At 57.1% G+C, this 15,813-nt stretch carries 15 protein-coding genes and 2 pseudogenes; 8 read left to right on the forward strand and 9 right to left on the reverse strand.

Going from position 1 to position 15,813, the window contains the following annotated elements:
- The first annotated feature begins 359 nt into the window (after positions 1 to 359).
- From repA to repC, 3 genes are all read left to right on the forward strand, one after another.
- On the forward strand, positions 360 to 1,550 hold the full coding sequence (gene repA, locus HGO38_RS22045; protein ID WP_250958056.1) for a plasmid partitioning protein RepA: 1,191 nt from the start codon (positions 360 to 362) through the stop codon (positions 1,548 to 1,550).
- Positions 1,551 to 1,634: 84 nt separating this feature from the next.
- Positions 1,635 to 2,630, forward strand: a complete 996-nt coding sequence (repB, locus tag HGO38_RS22050) for a plasmid partitioning protein RepB (protein WP_250958057.1) — start codon at positions 1,635 to 1,637, stop codon at positions 2,628 to 2,630.
- A gap of 155 nt (positions 2,631 to 2,785) precedes the next feature.
- Positions 2,786 to 4,042 (forward strand): plasmid replication protein RepC, encoded by a 1,257-nt coding sequence (repC, locus tag HGO38_RS22055; RefSeq protein WP_250958058.1) that lies wholly within the window; start codon positions 2,786 to 2,788, stop codon positions 4,040 to 4,042.
- Between the two features lie 283 nt (positions 4,043 to 4,325).
- Here the strand turns inward: repC and HGO38_RS22060 are convergent, their stop codons facing one another.
- The 3 genes and pseudogenes from HGO38_RS22060 to HGO38_RS22070 all read right to left on the reverse strand — a co-directional run.
- Positions 4,326 to 5,291, reverse strand: coding sequence for a helix-turn-helix domain-containing protein (locus tag HGO38_RS22060; RefSeq protein WP_250958059.1), 966 nt, complete (start codon positions 5,289 to 5,291; stop codon positions 4,326 to 4,328).
- Between the two features lie 66 nt (positions 5,292 to 5,357).
- Positions 5,358 to 5,543 (reverse strand): hypothetical protein, encoded by a 186-nt coding sequence (locus HGO38_RS22065; protein WP_250958060.1) that lies wholly within the window; start codon positions 5,541 to 5,543, stop codon positions 5,358 to 5,360.
- 320 nt (positions 5,544 to 5,863) lie between these two features.
- Positions 5,864 to 6,061, reverse strand: a pseudogene (locus HGO38_RS22070) (integrase); the annotation flags it as partial.
- A gap of 74 nt (positions 6,062 to 6,135) precedes the next feature.
- Here HGO38_RS22070 and HGO38_RS22075 point away from each other — a divergent pair.
- The 4 genes and pseudogenes from HGO38_RS22075 to HGO38_RS22090 all read left to right on the forward strand — a co-directional run bounded on the left by HGO38_RS22075 (position 6,136) and on the right by HGO38_RS22090 (position 9,395).
- Positions 6,136 to 6,405, forward strand: coding sequence for a type II toxin-antitoxin system Phd/YefM family antitoxin (locus HGO38_RS22075; protein ID WP_250958061.1), 270 nt, complete (start codon positions 6,136 to 6,138; stop codon positions 6,403 to 6,405).
- Positions 6,406 to 6,421: 16 nt separating this feature from the next.
- Positions 6,422 to 6,822, forward strand: a pseudogene (locus tag HGO38_RS22080) (plasmid maintenance toxin (PemK-like)).
- A 374-nt stretch (positions 6,823 to 7,196) separates the two neighbouring features.
- Positions 7,197 to 8,411, forward strand: a complete 1,215-nt coding sequence (locus tag HGO38_RS22085) for an acyltransferase family protein (protein WP_250958062.1) — start codon at positions 7,197 to 7,199, stop codon at positions 8,409 to 8,411.
- A gap of 729 nt (positions 8,412 to 9,140) precedes the next feature.
- The gene (locus HGO38_RS22090; RefSeq protein ID WP_250958063.1) at positions 9,141 to 9,395 is read left to right on the forward strand and encodes a GlsB/YeaQ/YmgE family stress response membrane protein; all 255 of its coding nucleotides are present in this window, start codon (positions 9,141 to 9,143) and stop codon (positions 9,393 to 9,395) included.
- A 179-nt stretch (positions 9,396 to 9,574) separates the two neighbouring features.
- Here the strand turns inward: HGO38_RS22090 and HGO38_RS22095 are convergent, their stop codons facing one another.
- From HGO38_RS22095 to HGO38_RS22110, 4 genes are read right to left on the reverse strand one after another with little or no spacing between them, the layout of a single operon-like run.
- Complete coding sequence (locus tag HGO38_RS22095; protein ID WP_250958064.1) at positions 9,575 to 10,720, reverse strand: tyrosine-type recombinase/integrase; 1,146 nt, start codon at positions 10,718 to 10,720, stop codon at positions 9,575 to 9,577.
- On the reverse strand, positions 10,717 to 10,965 hold the full coding sequence (locus tag HGO38_RS22100; protein WP_250958065.1) for a type II toxin-antitoxin system Phd/YefM family antitoxin: 249 nt from the start codon (positions 10,963 to 10,965) through the stop codon (positions 10,717 to 10,719). The genes HGO38_RS22095 and HGO38_RS22100 overlap by 4 nt, the downstream gene beginning before the upstream one ends.
- Before the next feature lie 11 nt (positions 10,966 to 10,976).
- Complete coding sequence (locus HGO38_RS22105; protein ID WP_250958066.1) at positions 10,977 to 11,354, reverse strand: type II toxin-antitoxin system VapC family toxin; 378 nt, start codon at positions 11,352 to 11,354, stop codon at positions 10,977 to 10,979.
- The gene (locus tag HGO38_RS22110) at positions 11,351 to 11,644 is read right to left on the reverse strand and encodes a type II toxin-antitoxin system Phd/YefM family antitoxin (RefSeq protein WP_250958067.1); all 294 of its coding nucleotides are present in this window, start codon (positions 11,642 to 11,644) and stop codon (positions 11,351 to 11,353) included. Before HGO38_RS22110 ends, HGO38_RS22105 begins: the two co-directional genes overlap by 4 nt.
- Before the next feature lie 179 nt (positions 11,645 to 11,823).
- On the opposite strand from HGO38_RS22110, the gene HGO38_RS22115 reads away from it, so the two are divergent.
- Positions 11,824 to 12,963 carry an RHE_PE00001 family protein gene (locus tag HGO38_RS22115; protein WP_156629857.1) on the forward strand — a complete coding sequence of 380 codons (1,140 nt, stop codon included), beginning with the start codon at positions 11,824 to 11,826 and terminating at the stop codon, positions 12,961 to 12,963.
- A gap of 192 nt (positions 12,964 to 13,155) precedes the next feature.
- Here HGO38_RS22115 and HGO38_RS22120 read toward each other — a convergent pair whose 3' ends face one another.
- Both HGO38_RS22120 and HGO38_RS22125 read right to left on the reverse strand, forming a co-directional pair.
- Entirely contained in the window at positions 13,156 to 14,331 is a 1,176-nt protein-coding gene (locus HGO38_RS22120) for a reverse transcriptase family protein (RefSeq protein WP_156629856.1), read from the reverse strand.
- 181 nt (positions 14,332 to 14,512) lie between these two features.
- Positions 14,513 to 15,754 (reverse strand): phosphoribosyltransferase-like protein, encoded by a 1,242-nt coding sequence (locus HGO38_RS22125; RefSeq protein ID WP_156629855.1) that lies wholly within the window; start codon positions 15,752 to 15,754, stop codon positions 14,513 to 14,515.
- Positions 15,755 to 15,813 lie beyond the last annotated feature (59 nt).

Consider the following 15,813-nt stretch of genomic DNA (forward strand, 5'->3'; position numbering starts at 1 on the left):
GTGGTCGTGACGGAGAAAGATCATTTCAAAAGGCGGGTGGCCATCTGCAGATCTGCAGACGCTGATTCTACCGCGCGGCGTAGGGCCAATGGGCAATTAGGGCCGTGAACGGTGTGAGAGCTCAGGCGCGCATCTGCAGATCTGCAGTTTCGGATCACTATACGTTTTTAGTAAAAGCTGCCTAACTATCCGAAACATATCGCAGATTCGGCAGAGAGGCCCAAAGCACGCCGCACTCGTTAACCCGTTGTTAACTTTAAATCTCTTGCGGCAGCATGGGAATCGGGAGATAGTTTCGCAAATGATGGCTTTGTGGCCATTGTTTCGAAAGTGAAGACCTCCGGGAAATAGTTCGCAAAATGAGCACTTCGCAGCCCAACCGATTTGATATTGAGATTGCCCAGCAGGGGGCAAAGATCTCGAGCGCGTTGCATATGCTGCGCAGTCAGCAATATCCACCCGATGCTCGCAAAGGCTTGCGAAAGTTTCAACTGGCGGAAGTCGCGGATTTTATGGGGGTCACGCAGACCCACCTGCGACAAATTCATTCTGACGGAAAGGGGCCAGAGATCGAATCGGTCGGCGGACGTCGATACTACACGGCGGACCAGATGTTGGAACTCCGAGACTATCTTGAGGCCAACAAGAAATCCGACAAGAGATACTACGTCCCTAAGCGACGGGAGGGCGAACCGATGCAGGTCGTATCGGTCGTGAACTTCAAAGGCGGAAGCGGTAAAACCACGACCGCCGCCCACCTCGCGCAATATCTTGCTCTAACGGGCCATCGCGTATTGGCGGTCGATCTTGATCCCCAGGCATCCTTGACATCGCTGTTCGGAATTCAGCCTGAACTTGATGATACAGCGTCCCTGTACGAGGCGCTTCGTTTCGATGACGAGCGGAAGTCAATCGCTGATGTCATCCAGCCAACGAACATTCCTGGCCTTGACGTAGTGCCGGCGAGCCTCGTTTTGCAGGAGTACGAGTACGACGTGCCCCTTGCGATTTCCTCCAAGAAGGGAGAGGACGGCCGACTATTCTACATGCGGATTGCCAGTGCGCTGAAGCAGGTAGATGAGAGATATGACGTGGTCGTCATCGATTGCCCCCCACAACTTGGGTACCTGACCATCACCGCTCTGATGGCTTCAACCGGCATTCTCATCACCATCCATCCCCAGATGTTGGACATCATGTCGATGAGCCAATTTCTGATGATGCTGGGCGGCATTATGGGCCCGGTCGCGGAGGCCGGAGCCGAGATGCGGGTCCAGTGGTTCCGCTACCTCATCACGCGCTTCGAGCCGACAGACATTCCGCAAGCCCAGATGGTTGGGTTCATGCAATCCATGTTTGCCCAGCAAATGTTGCGAAATCACGTTTTGAAGTCGACGGCTATTTCGGATGCTTCAATCAAGAAGCAGACCTTGTATGAGGTCGAGCGGGGCGGTTTCGTCCGGTCCACCTACGACCGCGCGATGGAAAGCCTGAATGCCGCTAACGGAGAGATCGTCGATCTCATTCACGGTGCTTGGGGGCGGAAATGACGAGCTTGTCAGCCGTTTTTTTGGCCGATTTTATCATGAATGCCAATGCCTTATCGAGGTTGAAGACAGATCGGGAGGGCGGTTATGTCGCGTGAAAATCCGTTTGCGAAATTAGACATGGCTTCCATCTCTGCGAACCAGACGCCGACGAAGCCCGGCTACGGTATGACAGGGGCAGCGAAGACGGTGGTTCGGTCCATCGAGGATATGGCGGAGAACACGAAGAAGCTGATGGAAGGTGAGGTCATCGTGGATCTCGATCCGCGGTTGATTGACGCTTCTTTTGTTGCCGACCGTCTTTCAGACGATGACGAAGAGTTCCAAGAACTGCTTCAAGCTATAAAAGTGTCTGGGCAAACGACGCCTATTCTGGTTCGACCCAGTTCGACGGACGAAAAAAGGTACATGGTCGTGTTTGGCCATCGCCGGCTCAAGGTCGCTCGAGAGCTCGCAGTCCCGGTCAAGGCCGTCGTCAAGAAGCTTGACGACATCACCTCAGCGATTGTCCAAGGGCAGGAGAATGCAGCCCGTTCGAACCTGTCCTTCATTGAGCGCGCATACTTCGCTCAGAACCTGCTTGCGTCGGGAATGACCAAGGATGTGGTTCGATCGTCGCTGGCGATCGATGAGGCGATGCTCTCCAAGATGCTCGGCGTCGTCGAGGCGATCCCTGCCCCGATTATCCAGGCACTCGGCGCGTCCAAGAAGATTGGGCGTGACAGGTGGCTGAGCCTTCGGCAATTGGTTCTCGCCCCTGCCCTGTTGAAGGTTGCAGTGGAGTATTCCGGAACCGCTGAGTTCTTGGAACTGGATGACGACAAGCGGTTCGATGACCTTCATGACTACCTGAAGCGCTACAAGGTCAAATCGGCGGCAAAGAGGCCCAAGGCCCGTGCATCCGGAAAGGACTGGACGTCGAGCGACAGTTCACTGAATGTCGTAATGAATGCCAAATCGAAGAAGGTTGCGATAGAGCTTTCGAATGTCGAAGCGAAGCCCTTCAGCGACTGGCTGTCAGCCCATATGGATCGTTTGTACGCTGAGTACAAAGGATCGAAACACGGAAACAACGGAGACTAAACCGCAAAAGAAAAAGGCCCCCAAACGGTAAACCGTGGAAGCCTCTCTCGTCATCTCTAGCAGGATCGAGAATCGCATTTCCCGGAATCACAGTCAAGAGTCTTGGCACCGATTTGGTGAGCGAATTTCTTTTGCCTAGAGAAAGGTAAGAGAAAATGCAGACGAGACATGTAACGACGCCCTTCGGGCGGCGGCCGATGACGCTTGCCTTGGTCAAAGGCCAACTGGCGATCGCAGACTCGCATCCCGGCGGGCGCGTTGAAAAGTGGAAAGTCTTTCGTGACGTGTGCGAGGCACGGGAACGCTTCGGTCTGCAGGACAGAGCCCTTGCCGTTCTTGATGCCCTGTTGACGTTCTATCCGGAGCCACAGCTCGACGGTGAACATGGACTTGTCGTATTCCCATCCAACGCGCAGCTATCCATCCGCGCCCATGGGATCACGGAAAGCACACTCCGCCGGCAGCTCGGGGCCCTTGTCGATGCCGGACTTATCCAGCGTCGCGATAGTCCGAATGGTAAGCGTTACGCGTATCGCAACCGCGATGGTGAAATCGAGCAGGCATATGGTTTCGATCTGAGCCCGCTGCTGGCGCGGGCCACTGAGCTTGCCGTCCTGGCGCAGGACGTCGCCGCAGAACGCATGCGCTTCCGCCGGGCAAAAGAAGCCCTCACGATCTGCCGCCGCGATGTCCGCAAGCTGATCACAGCGGCGATTGAGGAGGGTGCGTTAGGCAATTGGGGGAATATCGAGACGATGTATGTGGTCATTCTCGGCCGGCTTCCTCGCTATCCGGACAGAATCCAGGTCGAAGCAGCACTCGATGAAATGGAACTTTTGCGCGAAGATGTCCTCAACCTCCTGGAAATGCAGCTAAATACTGAGAATATGCATGGCAATGCCGTTCAAAATGATCGCCACATACAGAATTCAAAATCCGAATCCATCTATGAACTTGAACCTAGCTCTAACCAAGAGCAGGGCGAAAGCTTGCCGGAAGAGCAGCAGGCAGCGAGTGTGAAGCCTGCACAGGCAAAGGCAAAGGCAAAGGCAAGGCTGGAGCCGATCAAGTCATTTCCGCTGGGCATGGTTCTTCGAGCCTGCCCGCAGATTGTTGACTATGGACCAGGCGGCAGCATTTCGCATTGGCGCGAATTGATGACCGCAGCCGTCGTCGTTCGGTCGATGCTCGGTGTGAGCCCGTCGGCCTATGAGGAAGCCTGCGATGCCATGGGGCCTGAAAATGCCGCGGTGGCAATGGCGTGTATCCTTGAGAGATCGAATTTCATCAACTCTGCAGGGGGGTATCTCCGTGATCTGACGAGGCGTTCAGAGCGTGGCGAGTTTTCGCTGGGGCCGATGCTCATTTCGCTGTTGAAGGCAACCGGCGAGGGAGTGCGTCGCGCGGGCTGAAGGTGGAGCGAATGACAGTGGAGCGTTTGTCAACACAGGCACTCCAAGAGCTGCGGTTTGAGCCATAGCAAAACTTGTCAGCCGTTTTCTTTCATGTTTTTGATCGTAGCTTCAATAAGTTACGCTATATGAACGTGAGTATCGATTTTAAAAGGGACGTCAGCCAATAGTGTTGATTTGCGCATCTTCACCGAATCCAGTGAAGCTGGAGTGGGAGGTGGACGTGCCGCGTTTGGAAAGTGAGGTCTTTGGCGAAGAGTGCAGCGGTCTGCACGACGCTATGTCACTTGTTGAGCACCTCGACGCTGAGCAGTGCACGCACCAAGGCAGCCTGGCTGCGGACCCCGGTCTTGTCGAAAATACGCTGCAGCTGGGTGCGCAGCGTGTTGACGCTGACCGCCAGGAGTTTCCCGGCATCCGCAAGGTCGTGGCCATCGACGATCAGACGGGCAAGCCGGACCTGCGCCGGTGACAAACCATAGATCTCCTGGGCGCCATCGATCCGACGCGCGACGGTCTCCGCATCGTCGAACGACACCAGTGCCTTGCCATCTTCGAGCCGGACCCAGCAGTAGAGCGGCGCCCCTGCCGCGTCCTCACCAAGGACCACCGCCCAAGCCTGCTTCGGCGACAAGCTTATCCGTGTCTGGCCCTGCAACTCGCGAAAGGCCAGACGCACGGCGTCGCGAAGTCCCGCGTCACGTTCGCGCCGACGGGCGCGAAGGCATCCGCCAGCGCTGGCGAGCCCCGGATGGCTGTAAATCCGCTCCTGCGCGAGCCGGTTCATCCAGAGGATGCGGGCATCCGCGTCGACCTCGATCAGCGGGTAGTTCGACTGTTCAACGGCGCTCTCCATCATCACCATGCAGCCGATCTTCCAAACACCGTCGACCTTATGCCGGATTTTCAGTTCGCGTTTCAGATCGTTGCCAGCGTCGATTCCGAGCTGGTCGTAGGTGACCCAAGCCATAGTCCCGGCGACGACGATGTTGACCTTCTCCCACCGAACGCGCTCCATATCGTCATGCTTCTTCGGGAAGCGCTCTACGATCGTCTTAAGTCGCGCGGCGATCGCGTCCCAGCCTTCGTCGACCCGGGTGCCGAGCGAAGCATAGTATTCCATCCGCCGGGTCTGCGGTGAATGCACCCAATGGCTCGCCAAAGCCTCGAAGTCCCGCTGCAGCCAGGCCTCGGTTTCGCTGCGGATCACTGCCAGGATCGCGGTCTTGTCGACCTCGCTTTCGTCCATCCAGCAATCTCCATTGACGTGGGGTCGCAGCATAGCATGCCTGATATCACGAGATATGGAATGACCTCAGATCAGCGCTATGCCAAGGATCAGGGTCACGCTGGCCCCGATCACGATCGGCCTGAGCAATCCCGGGCTCAGACGCGGCAGGGCGAACTGGCTTGAGTAGTAGCATTCCTCGGCCCGGGCACTCATCCCCACCGGTCGGGCCCCGGTGTGAATATGTGTGATGGCGAGACTGTAAATGTCCATGATTCCTCCGGTCAGGGTGCTCTCGTCCACGCATCCTGGCATGGAGAGGCGCGCTGACCTGTCATGCGAGCGGACGACAGCGGGCAGGTTTGCAACAGGCTGGTGCGTTCCCACCTCCACGACCGGCAGGTCCAAAGGGTGCCTTCCCCATCGGCCCCAGTCGGGAGCCTAGCCTTGTGCTATTGCCTCAACGGCCTTTCGTCGCCGCTTTGGCTTTATCAGGACATCGAAGATCACAGCTCCCATTACCAGTGGCCTCCCAACCCAGGTGGCTGAGGAAGGGGAGAACCGGTCGCGGCAAACGACCACGCTTCGAGCTAGGCAAGGTCGGAGGTTAGGGCCCGCAGCGTGTTCTCGCCCATGCCTTCACTGACGAAATGCCGCAGCGTCTCGACGTCCTGGTCGGTCAAGAGTTCGGCAAGCTTGTCACGCCGATCGATTGGCAGCACCGCGGCGATCGTATTGAGTTCTTCGGCGCGTCCAAGTGTGGCGTTGTTGGAAAGCGGGTTACTGGTCATGATCTATCCGCGACATTGCTGGGACTTGAACAAAGTCCGGAAATCCCGCATTTTACGGGAAATAGGAGGCGGAAATGACATCGACCGTGACGGCGGCTGCCGTATCCAAGAATTTTGGCACCTATCAGGACGCCGCCGTGCGCGAGCCGGTGATCATTACCAAGAACGGCCGGCCGCGGACGGTATTGATCGCCTACGAGGATTATTTGCGTCTGGCACGCCGCGATCGGCGCGTCGAGGTCACAGCGATGCTGGGCGACGACGATCTGGCAGTGGTCGAGGCGCCGGACATGGAGCCGGGTTTAGATGATCTCGATTGCGAACTGGTGACGAGCAACGGCTGAACCGAAGGTCGGCTGGATCTTTCGCTATTCCTACCACTGGCACTGGCAGCATCTGGAAGGCCGTGAAGAATGCGACAAGGATCGCCCGGTTCTCGTGCTGGCGCTGGTTGCAGCACTTGAGGATGGAACGCCCATTGTGCGCGTGCTGCCAATAACCCACACGCCACTGTCCGATCCCGCGGACGCCATCGAGATACCGTCGGCCACCAAGCGACGCCTCGGTTTGGACGACTATCGTTCATGGGTCATGCTGACGGAAAGTAATCGCTTTGTCTGGCCGGGGCCGATGTGCGGCCGATCGACAGCGAGAACGGCTGTCACGGGCCTTTGCCGCCGGCGCTCTTCGATCAGGTGAAGCGTCGCTTTGTCGAGCTGGCGAGAAGCCGGCGGCACCAGGCGTCTGCGTGCAGCGAATAGTCCGTCTCCCATTTTCAACAATTTAAACGCCATAGGGACACGCCTTCCTGCCTCGGGGCTGTGATTTGCCCCGGTTCTATCGTTGTCGATTGGCCTGATTGAGCGGAATACATTTCGTTGTAATGATATCGCTTTTGCTCATCCAAGTTCACCGGAATCTTCCTGGTCGGCAGGAATGCCAATACCGACCATCGCGGCTATCGCAAAAATTCTTCGTCTGCGATAGCGCAGAAAAGAAAATTACGGCCTTCGCTACAATTTTACAAAAAATTTAGGTTAATTGGCGGTTTCGATATTGGGCCGTTCCATTGCAACCACAGATCCGTAAGGTAGGGGGCATCAGCCTTTGCCATGAAACTTCCGGAGCGTTGCGCATGACCATGCTTGCCACAAGTAACAATTCGCATGCGGATGGTCTTCCGTGGCACGCGCAGGTGAGTGTCGTGGCAACTGGTACACGGATGGTTGGCCCCGACATTTTGCGCTCACTGGCGATCTTGCTGGTGATGCTCGTCCACTTGCCGCTGAACGCCACCCCCGGCGTATTGGTGACTGTCCGCGAGTATGGTTGGCTCGGCGTTGATATCTTTTTTGTGCTCAGTGGCTATCTGATCGGCACGCAACTGTTCAAGGAAGTGACGCGCACGGGGGCAGTTGACTTCAAATCATTTTATCTCCGCCGTGCGTTCCGCATCTTTCCCGCCTTCTTCGTGGTACTTGGCCTTTATGCCTTAGTTCCAGTCCTTCGCGACAATCCGGCGATGCAGCCTCTCTGGAAATTCGCGACGTTCACCGTCAATCTCGGATTCGATCCGAGGGAGGGCAACGCTTTTTCTCAGGCATGGACACTTGCCGTCGAAGAGCAATTCTATCTCGTCCTGCCTTTGCTGGTTCTTCTCCTGTATAAGCGCATCGGCACGGGATGGGTCCTTGCCCTCGCAGGACTGTTGACCATCGCCGGGATCGTGCTGCGCTACGCGATCTGGGATATGCAGGTTGGCACCCTTGTCGCAGAAGGCCAGTTTCGCCCCGCGTTTGCGACATACCTCCGAGATGTCTACTACCCAACATATACGCGTCTCGACGGTCTGCTGTTCGGCGTGGTGCTTGCGGCCTCCCGCTTTTTCAAACCCGAGCATTGCAGGCGATATCTGCCGCCGAAGGTCACGATTCCCTCGGGTCTGATCTTTGTAATCGCAGCGCTCATCTGCTTCGTTGATCGGGGACCTCTTGCAGGACAAGGCATCTTTCCGGTGTTTCAGGCGCAACTCGGCGCGGTCGCGGGCTTTCCGCTGATCTCGATCGGCATTGCACTGCTGTTCTGCGCCATGCTCGATCTTGAGCACGTTCTAAGCCGCTGGCCCGTTCCAGGTGCCGCTCTCGTAGCGACTCTCTCCTACAGCCTTTACCTGACGCACAAATCCGTCTTTCACGTCACCCGCATGGTTGTCGGAGAGGAGAATCTGCAAGGCAGCTTTGGCTTTGTTGTCTACCTGATCGCAAGCTTTGTTGTCGCAGTCGTTCTCTGGTTTTTCGTAGAGCGAACGTTCCTGCATCTTCGGGATAAAATGCTGTCGTCGTCGAAGTAAGCGTCGTGCTGACTTGATCGCGAAACTTGAACGTCGCAACCAGTGATGTCCGCCAAGGGGCCGACAGCAGTCCTGTCTTGAGGGGAGAAATATACCGCGACGCAGCGTCTTCCAGTTGTCATGGTTCACGAGCATTCTGAGATCAGCAGCGATTGATAGTGGCCAAGCCGATTTGTAGGTTGGGAGGTCTCAATGGCGCATACACCCGATAGGATGCTTATCAGCAAGACCGCTTGGCAAAAGCGGCCCGTGCGGTTATTCGTCCGCTCGCGTTCGTAGGGACGCTGAACGCCGAGGAGAGGTCTTCTGCCTGCAGGCGAATGGGCCTCAGGCCAACGAGGTTCTATCAGCTACTCGGCCAATTCCGACGAAAGCCTGTCACGAGTTCACTGCTGTATGAGACGCCGGGCCCTGAAAAGGGGAGGCGACTTTTATCTCCGGAACAGGAAACTGCAGTTGCCTGCGCCATCCAGGAGATCTATTGCCGCGGCGAGCAGCCGCCAATCACCGCCGTCCATGACCATGTGCGAGGGATTTGCCGTCAGGAAAAGCTGTCAACGTGGACTTGCCCGGCTCTAGTTCTGCCAATCCGTCTACGGTGGCGATCTGGCGCTTCTCCCGACATATTTCCGGTTTGGTGATAGAGGCCTTCCTATTGAGTTTGACTTTCACTCGGCGATATCGGCCATATCAAAGCTGCCAGCATGGCACTGAAGAGGGAGCTGAATCATGGGTATCGAAAGTCTCGTCATATTTCTGATCATCGGAGCGATCGCAGGCTGGTTGGCCGGTCTCATCGTCAAAGGCTATGGCTTTGGCCTTTTGGGAAACATCGTTGTGGGCATCGTGGGTGCCTTTATCGCAGGTTTGTTGTTCCCGCGTCTTGGCATAAGCTTGGGGGCCGGCTACGCAGGGGCCATTCTGTCTGCAGCACTCGGTGCCGTCATACTGCTGCTTCTGCTTCGGCTGATCAGACGGGCTTAAGTTCTAAGATCGTTGCAGTCCCGCGATACTTCGGTTTCGCGGGACTGGGCAACCTTGCAGCAGGGCCCTATACCGGTGAACCCTTGCGGCATTAAGGCAAGCGAAACTGCGGCGAATAGGCTGCTCGCCTATTCCGAAAGCGGGCATCGAACCTGTGCCTTCACGAAAGTAAATGACGACTACGATAGAAGCCGTGCGGCCCGTCCTGTTCGCCTGGTTGCGTTGTTGTAATAACTGGATGCCTGCTGGACCGATCTATGTTGGGACTGCTCCATGGCTTCAGGGAGCGAGACGCCACGATTGGCCGCCTCAGTGAGATACCCGGACCGCAATCCGTGCGCCGAAAACTCCCCGGGCTCCAGCCCCGCCATCGCCGCCCGCTGCTTGACGATCTGGTTGACCGCACTCGGCTCCAGCGCCCGCTTCGAAACATTGCCCCAACGGTCGACCTTCCGAAAAATACTCCCGCCCTCGATTCTTCCCGCCGCAAGCCAGGCGTTGAGCGCGTCCACGGGCCGGCCGGTCAGGTAAACGACCGCATCGTGTTCGGAGCCGGACGTTTTGGTGCGTCCTAGATGGATGGCAAGAGAGGGGAGGGGAGGGCCGTTTTCGACGGCGATGGGGGGCTCGATTGTGAGCTGCTCTCTCCGCAGCCCGGCAATCTCACTACGACGGCGACCGCCGGACGCAAACGCCACCATCAGGATCGCCCTGTCACGGATGTCGCGCAAGCTATCCGTGCTGCAGGTCGCGAGCAGTTTTGCAAGAACATCTCCGGTCACTGCCTTGGCGCTCTTGCGTTTCCTTGGTCGCGGCGTCGCCCGCACCGCAAGACGGATCGCGGACTTCAGCGAAGGGGAGGAGAAGACACCCGTCAGCCCGCGCCATTTTGTCAGTGTCGACCAACTGGCAAGCCGCCGGCGCACCGTATCGGGCGCATGCGGCCCAGAAGATCGAAGGAAGCGTTGATCGCGCAGGCTCTGCTCGACATCAGCCGGCATGCCGTGGTGAGGATCGATCTCGCGCTGTTCGGGCTGCCAGAGATGGTGGGCCACGAATTTCAGCAATAGAGCTTCGGGAGCTGGCCAGGAGAGGGAAGCACCGGTCGCGGCGAGCGACCAGGCCTGCAGATAGGCAAGATCGGAGGTCAGCGCACGTAAGGTGTTTTCGCCCATGCCCTCATTGACCAGGTGGCGCAGCGTTTCGACGTCCGGGTCGGTCAGCAGTTCTGCCAGTTCGTCGCGGCGGTCGATCGGCAGGACGGCGGCGATCGTGTCCAACGTTTCGATGCGTTTTTCGATCGAACGCGACGACGAGCTGCTCATTTCGGCAATCCGTTCTCGTCATAAAATTCATCGTGGTTCGAGGTCTGGTCGGTGTTCGCAGGTCTTCCCTTGGCCGCCAGCGCCCAGACATCATCCATCGTACCCTGGCCCTTCCCCGCAAGGGGTACGATGTCCGCAACGGGTCCGCCTGCTCGACAGATGACAACCTCGTCCTCGCGTAAAACAAGGTCGATCAGCTCTTCAAGTCGTTCAGCTGCCTCGGCAATGTCTACGAATACCTTCACCGCCGTGCCCTTTACCAAACCCGCTCGTGCAGAATTGCGTCGAACGCCAGATCCGTCGAAACGAAAGTGCAGTGCTCGAGCCGCGCCTGTGCGGCAAGAATGCGGTCCCACGGATCCCGGTGATCCCAATCGAAGCTTGCTGCGAGTTCTGCATGCAAATCGCTGATGGCCAGGGTCTGCAGGCCGCTTTCTGTGACGGCTGCCCGCAGTTCCTGTGGCTTGAGGTCGAGCTTGTTCAGGCGCATCTTGTTGTCGAGCTCATAGAAGGATACCGCGCTGACGAGGATAGCATTGGCTTTGTCCTCGATCAGCGTCCGTGCCTTCGCGGAGAGCCTATCGCTGCCGATCGTCCACCAGTAGATGGCATGGCTGTCGAGCAGGATTTTCATGGGTTACGGTCATCCTTGCTGGATTGACCTTGCCAGACACCGGTATCGTCATTCCAGTCGCCTGCATCGATCGCGGCCTGCTCGGCATCTGTGCTTTCGAATAGGTCGTCTGGCAGACCACGGTGACGCAGCAGACCAAACGGACGCTTGCCGCCATCGGCGGCCGGACCGATGCGAGCATAAACCTCGTTGCCGCGCATGATGACGATTTCCTCGCCCTGGTTGGCGCGCTCGAGGACTTCTGCGAAATTCTTGCGGGCTTCGCTGATCTTGTAGCTGGTCTGGGGCATTCTGAGCTCCGAATTTGCCATTCGGAGGCATAATAGCACGGTAATCGTGGGCGTACAATCAAAGTGTACATATCGCCTCCGATAAGAGGTACTTATCGGTGGTGAGAGCGCCAACTCCCAATCATACCATGTGGGGAACTATAATAATCCAATAGCGTTCGTTTAACCAATCGTTTACCATGATTTCAATGGCTTATGATCTCGCGAAAATCAGCATGACAGCCCTGACTCGGCCGGCTTTTGACGCTGGTATCGCCCTCGCGCGTCTGGATGAGCGCATCGCCCGCTCGCCGGTCGGCCAAGGCTTCCTCGAACGCGCGCACTTCACCGATGCCTGCGCCTCACTGTGGATCGACGGCGAACTCGTCCATCTCGAAGACCTCGTCCTCCATGACGCCACCCGCGATATTCGCACACCCTCCCATGAACTCACCATCGCCCGCGATGTCCTGCGCACCCGCCGGCGCATTGCCTCGCAGCTACCAAGTTGGGCGCTGTCCCCCGATGGCATCCGGACGCTGCGGAAAACCTCGGATATCGGGTCGGGCGGCGGGGACGAGACAACAACGGCCGGCGTCATTCGGCCCGCGGCCGCGATTAATCCGGAAGGGGAGGGGGAAGATATCGACGACATCGAAAATCTTCCCGGCATCGACTATGCCGCCATCGATGCGGTTTTGGCCCGATCGGAGGCGGCGATCGAGAACGCAACGCGGCCTGGCCATGGCGGCGCGGCGGAAAAAAATCCGTTGGTCTATGATCTCGACTGGGACGAGGATTCCAGGCTCGACGAATGGCGCGGCGTGTTGCGCCAGATCGAAAATTTGCCGGCGGCGCTGCAGGCGATTGTCGCCCTCGATGCCTGGAACGAGCTTTCGGTCCTGCAGCATGCGCCCTGGCTCGGCCGGTTGTTGGCCTCGTCGATCCTGCGCCAGGCCGGCGTCACGACCGGCCCCCATCTCGCCGCCATCAACCTCGGACTGAAAACCATTCCCGTCGATCGGCGCCGGCATCGTGATCGGGAGACCCGGCTGCTCGCCATCGCCCACGGCCTCATCGCGGCCGTCGAGCTCGGTCTCAAGGAGCATGACCGGCTCGCGTTGGCGCGCACGATGTTCGAGCGCAAGCTGGACGGACGCCGGACGTCGTCAAAATTGCCGGAATTGGTCGAGCTGGTAATGGCAAAACCATTGGTGTCGGCCGGGATGGTGGCCAAGGCGCTCGATGTGACACCGCAGGCGGCGCGTCGGATTGTTTTGGAGCTGGGCCTCAGAGAGATGACGGGGAGGGGGAGGTTTCGGGCATGGGGGATCGTCTGATCCGGTGCGATACGGTTACGACAAAGCGACAGAGCTCAGGTTACTGTATGCCACTCCAATGGAGAGAATCTAGGCGGGAACTAAGGGCCTATTATGTGGGATGGCTACGCCTAATTGAGCCACGAGTTGCGCCAGCCAGTTCAAGAAGATGCCTCGAACCCAGGCGTGCAGGGGATTCGCTTTGGCTTGATTTCAAATGCCGTCGACGTTCCATTCGATAGATCTGAACTGATTTTTGTAATGCATAGCGTAGGGCAAATCGACTTGGCCCGCAAAAGCGATAAGACCCAGGAGGTGCTGGCGTAAGCCTTCGACGGACGAGAAGCCGCGGTTAGCCGCGTGCGCCTTAGGTCCAACGCCTTCATGCAGGAGAAAATGCAGATGCATCCTCATTTTGGCGCGAAATTCTCGGGTCAATTTTGGTTTTGAACCGTCTACCAGCAGACCTAATACCACCTTGCGCGCACCAGGTGGTACTATCAGAGTTTTGCTAGTGTTAGGTGCTAGGCCGTAAAGGCCCAGCGCGGCGTATATCTCTCCGACTAATTGGATTGAACGTTCTCGGCCAAACGTCTTATCGGTAGTCGACAAAATAATATCATCTGCATACCGCGTATAGCGCAAGTTGAATTTCTCAGAGACGCCCTGAAGCTTCTCGTCGAGAGGCCTTACTGCGAGGTTTGCGAGCATCGGACTAGTTGGAGCCCCTTGAGCCAAGGTTCCCATGATCCGGCTATTGTATTCTCCAATGCCGTTGGGCGTTCGCATGCTGCTACGCCTGTTACGGGTCGCTATGCTTCCCTTTTCACGATGCACATCGCGCAGGCGTGTGCAAATTCTAGCGAGCTCGAGGGCCGTGAGAGGTTGATATCCTCTTTCTAGAAAGACCCGGTAGACGTCTATCTCGGTTATGGACTCAAAAAAATCGCGCACATCAACCTTGATCAGCCATTGGGCGCCACGGTGCTTGAAAGCGGCGTTGTAGAGCTTGCTTTCCGGTGCAAATGCCGAACTTGCTGGGTGGCAGGGCGCCTTTTCGAGAATCTCAGACAATATCCAGCGCATAAGGTTCATAAGCTGCGGCTCGGGAACCGCAATAAATCGGAGCCTAGGAGGTTGGTTGGGGACTGGTCGTTTTCGGATCGTGAATTGCCGGTAGGGGTCTTCGCCTTCGCGCGACACGAGGCTCCGTAGATACTTGACGCTTTGGCCGCTCAGATGGCCGAGATGACCCAAAGTTAGAATCGGCGGGCCTGACGATTGGACCCGGAGGGTTTGCTCGGCGATAGACACGGCATTATTGAGTATTTCGGCATCAACGCCGGCCAGTTCGCCAGCTCTTACAAAACGTTGAGAGTTCCACGCCATCTACTTTGACACCCATAGGGTTTCGTTGATCGAGACGTAAGCGAGACGTGCGCTGCGGCGGCCATGGCCGTACGTTTCGATCAAGGATATCATCAAGCGGACGCTTGATCGCGAACACGTCGTAATCGACGGCCCAAGGCCCGAAGGCCCATCGGTGCCAATCCTTTCGAATCGACATCCACTAGACATCGCGGGGAACCCTCAACGATTTTGGAAAGTAATGCCCATTTCTTGATTTTGGAAGCAGTTTAGCTGCAGAGGGCAGTGCCAGCCTGTGCAAAACAATGCGGCCTCGATCTGTCAGCTGGTTATGGCCATCGATCCAACTCAAGTCTCTCAGTTTCAGAAGTGCCTCATTAACGTCAAGGAGATTTAAGCCAAGTCGACCGGAGATGGCTTCGGGAAGCCTTGGCCCTCGCTGCAAGGCAGCTAGCACAATGGTCTCAATTGTGATCGGTTGAGCAGGTTCACTGGTTGATTGCAGCCCGACCGCGGCTTCCAATCGCGCTTTCTCTGCGACAGATCCAATAGCCAGTGGGAACGGTGATCCCACGTCAACTGTCACCCTCGAGGGGAATAGTGGCTCGCTCCTTTTGAATTTCGTCCAAAATATTGCCGGCGCGTTGTTCGGCATGGAATGGGAGAAGGCGATGAGCGAGCCTGTTTGACCATAACCCAAAGCTACCTCAGCCAGTCGCTTGGGCACGTACTTTTGGCAAAAAGCTTCAATTTCCGCAGCTTTCGACGGTGGAAACACTGATCGAATTGTCGGGCACACTACCGCCACGTGAACCGTAGGCTGACATGGGTGGTTTCTTACACGTTCGATGCCATCTGTTGTCCCTGAAAAGGCTATCACATCAAAGGAAAGACCAGCTGCTTCGCGACGTGACCACCAGCTTCGAACGGACCTGACCCGCCAAGCAGCCTCGAGAAAGTCATTTATTCGATCCCCCGAACCGATAAAATCCGTGGCTAGTACGAAGCGTCGAACCTTCCTCTCCCGAATGATCTGGGCGCCGGGGCTCAGGAGAACGTCGCGCTTATGCAGTTTCTGGAATTGAGTTAAGATGCTGGCGGTCACGCCCTCACTGCCAATCTGTTCTCCGATGTATCGCTGGCGCGGCACCAGGGCTGGACCGACCTTGTCCTCCGCCCGTAGCGTTTTCCCGACCTTTGTTTCTTTGAATAGGCGGTGTGGCTTGCCTTTACGCTTTCCACGTTCCGTCTCGTTGAAAAGCGCCAGTGGAAGTTCGCTCTCGGTAGCTTGTCTTTCCAACAGTTCCATCATGGCTTGCCGAAACTCGTCGGCGGAAACGAGTTTCAGTAGGGACAGAAGAAGTCGAGCGTTCGCGCGATCTGCTTCGTCGAACCTCGCCAGCCAAGCAATAACTCGGTTATTGTCTAGGAAGTTTTGTGTCACTATTTCTCCACTACGCGGTCCATCGGTTTCGAGAGAAAAGAAAAGCTCGAACCACAAAA

The organism is Rhizobium sp. CG5 (assembly GCF_023701945.1).
Taxonomy (GTDB): Bacteria; Pseudomonadota; Alphaproteobacteria; order Rhizobiales; family Rhizobiaceae; genus Allorhizobium.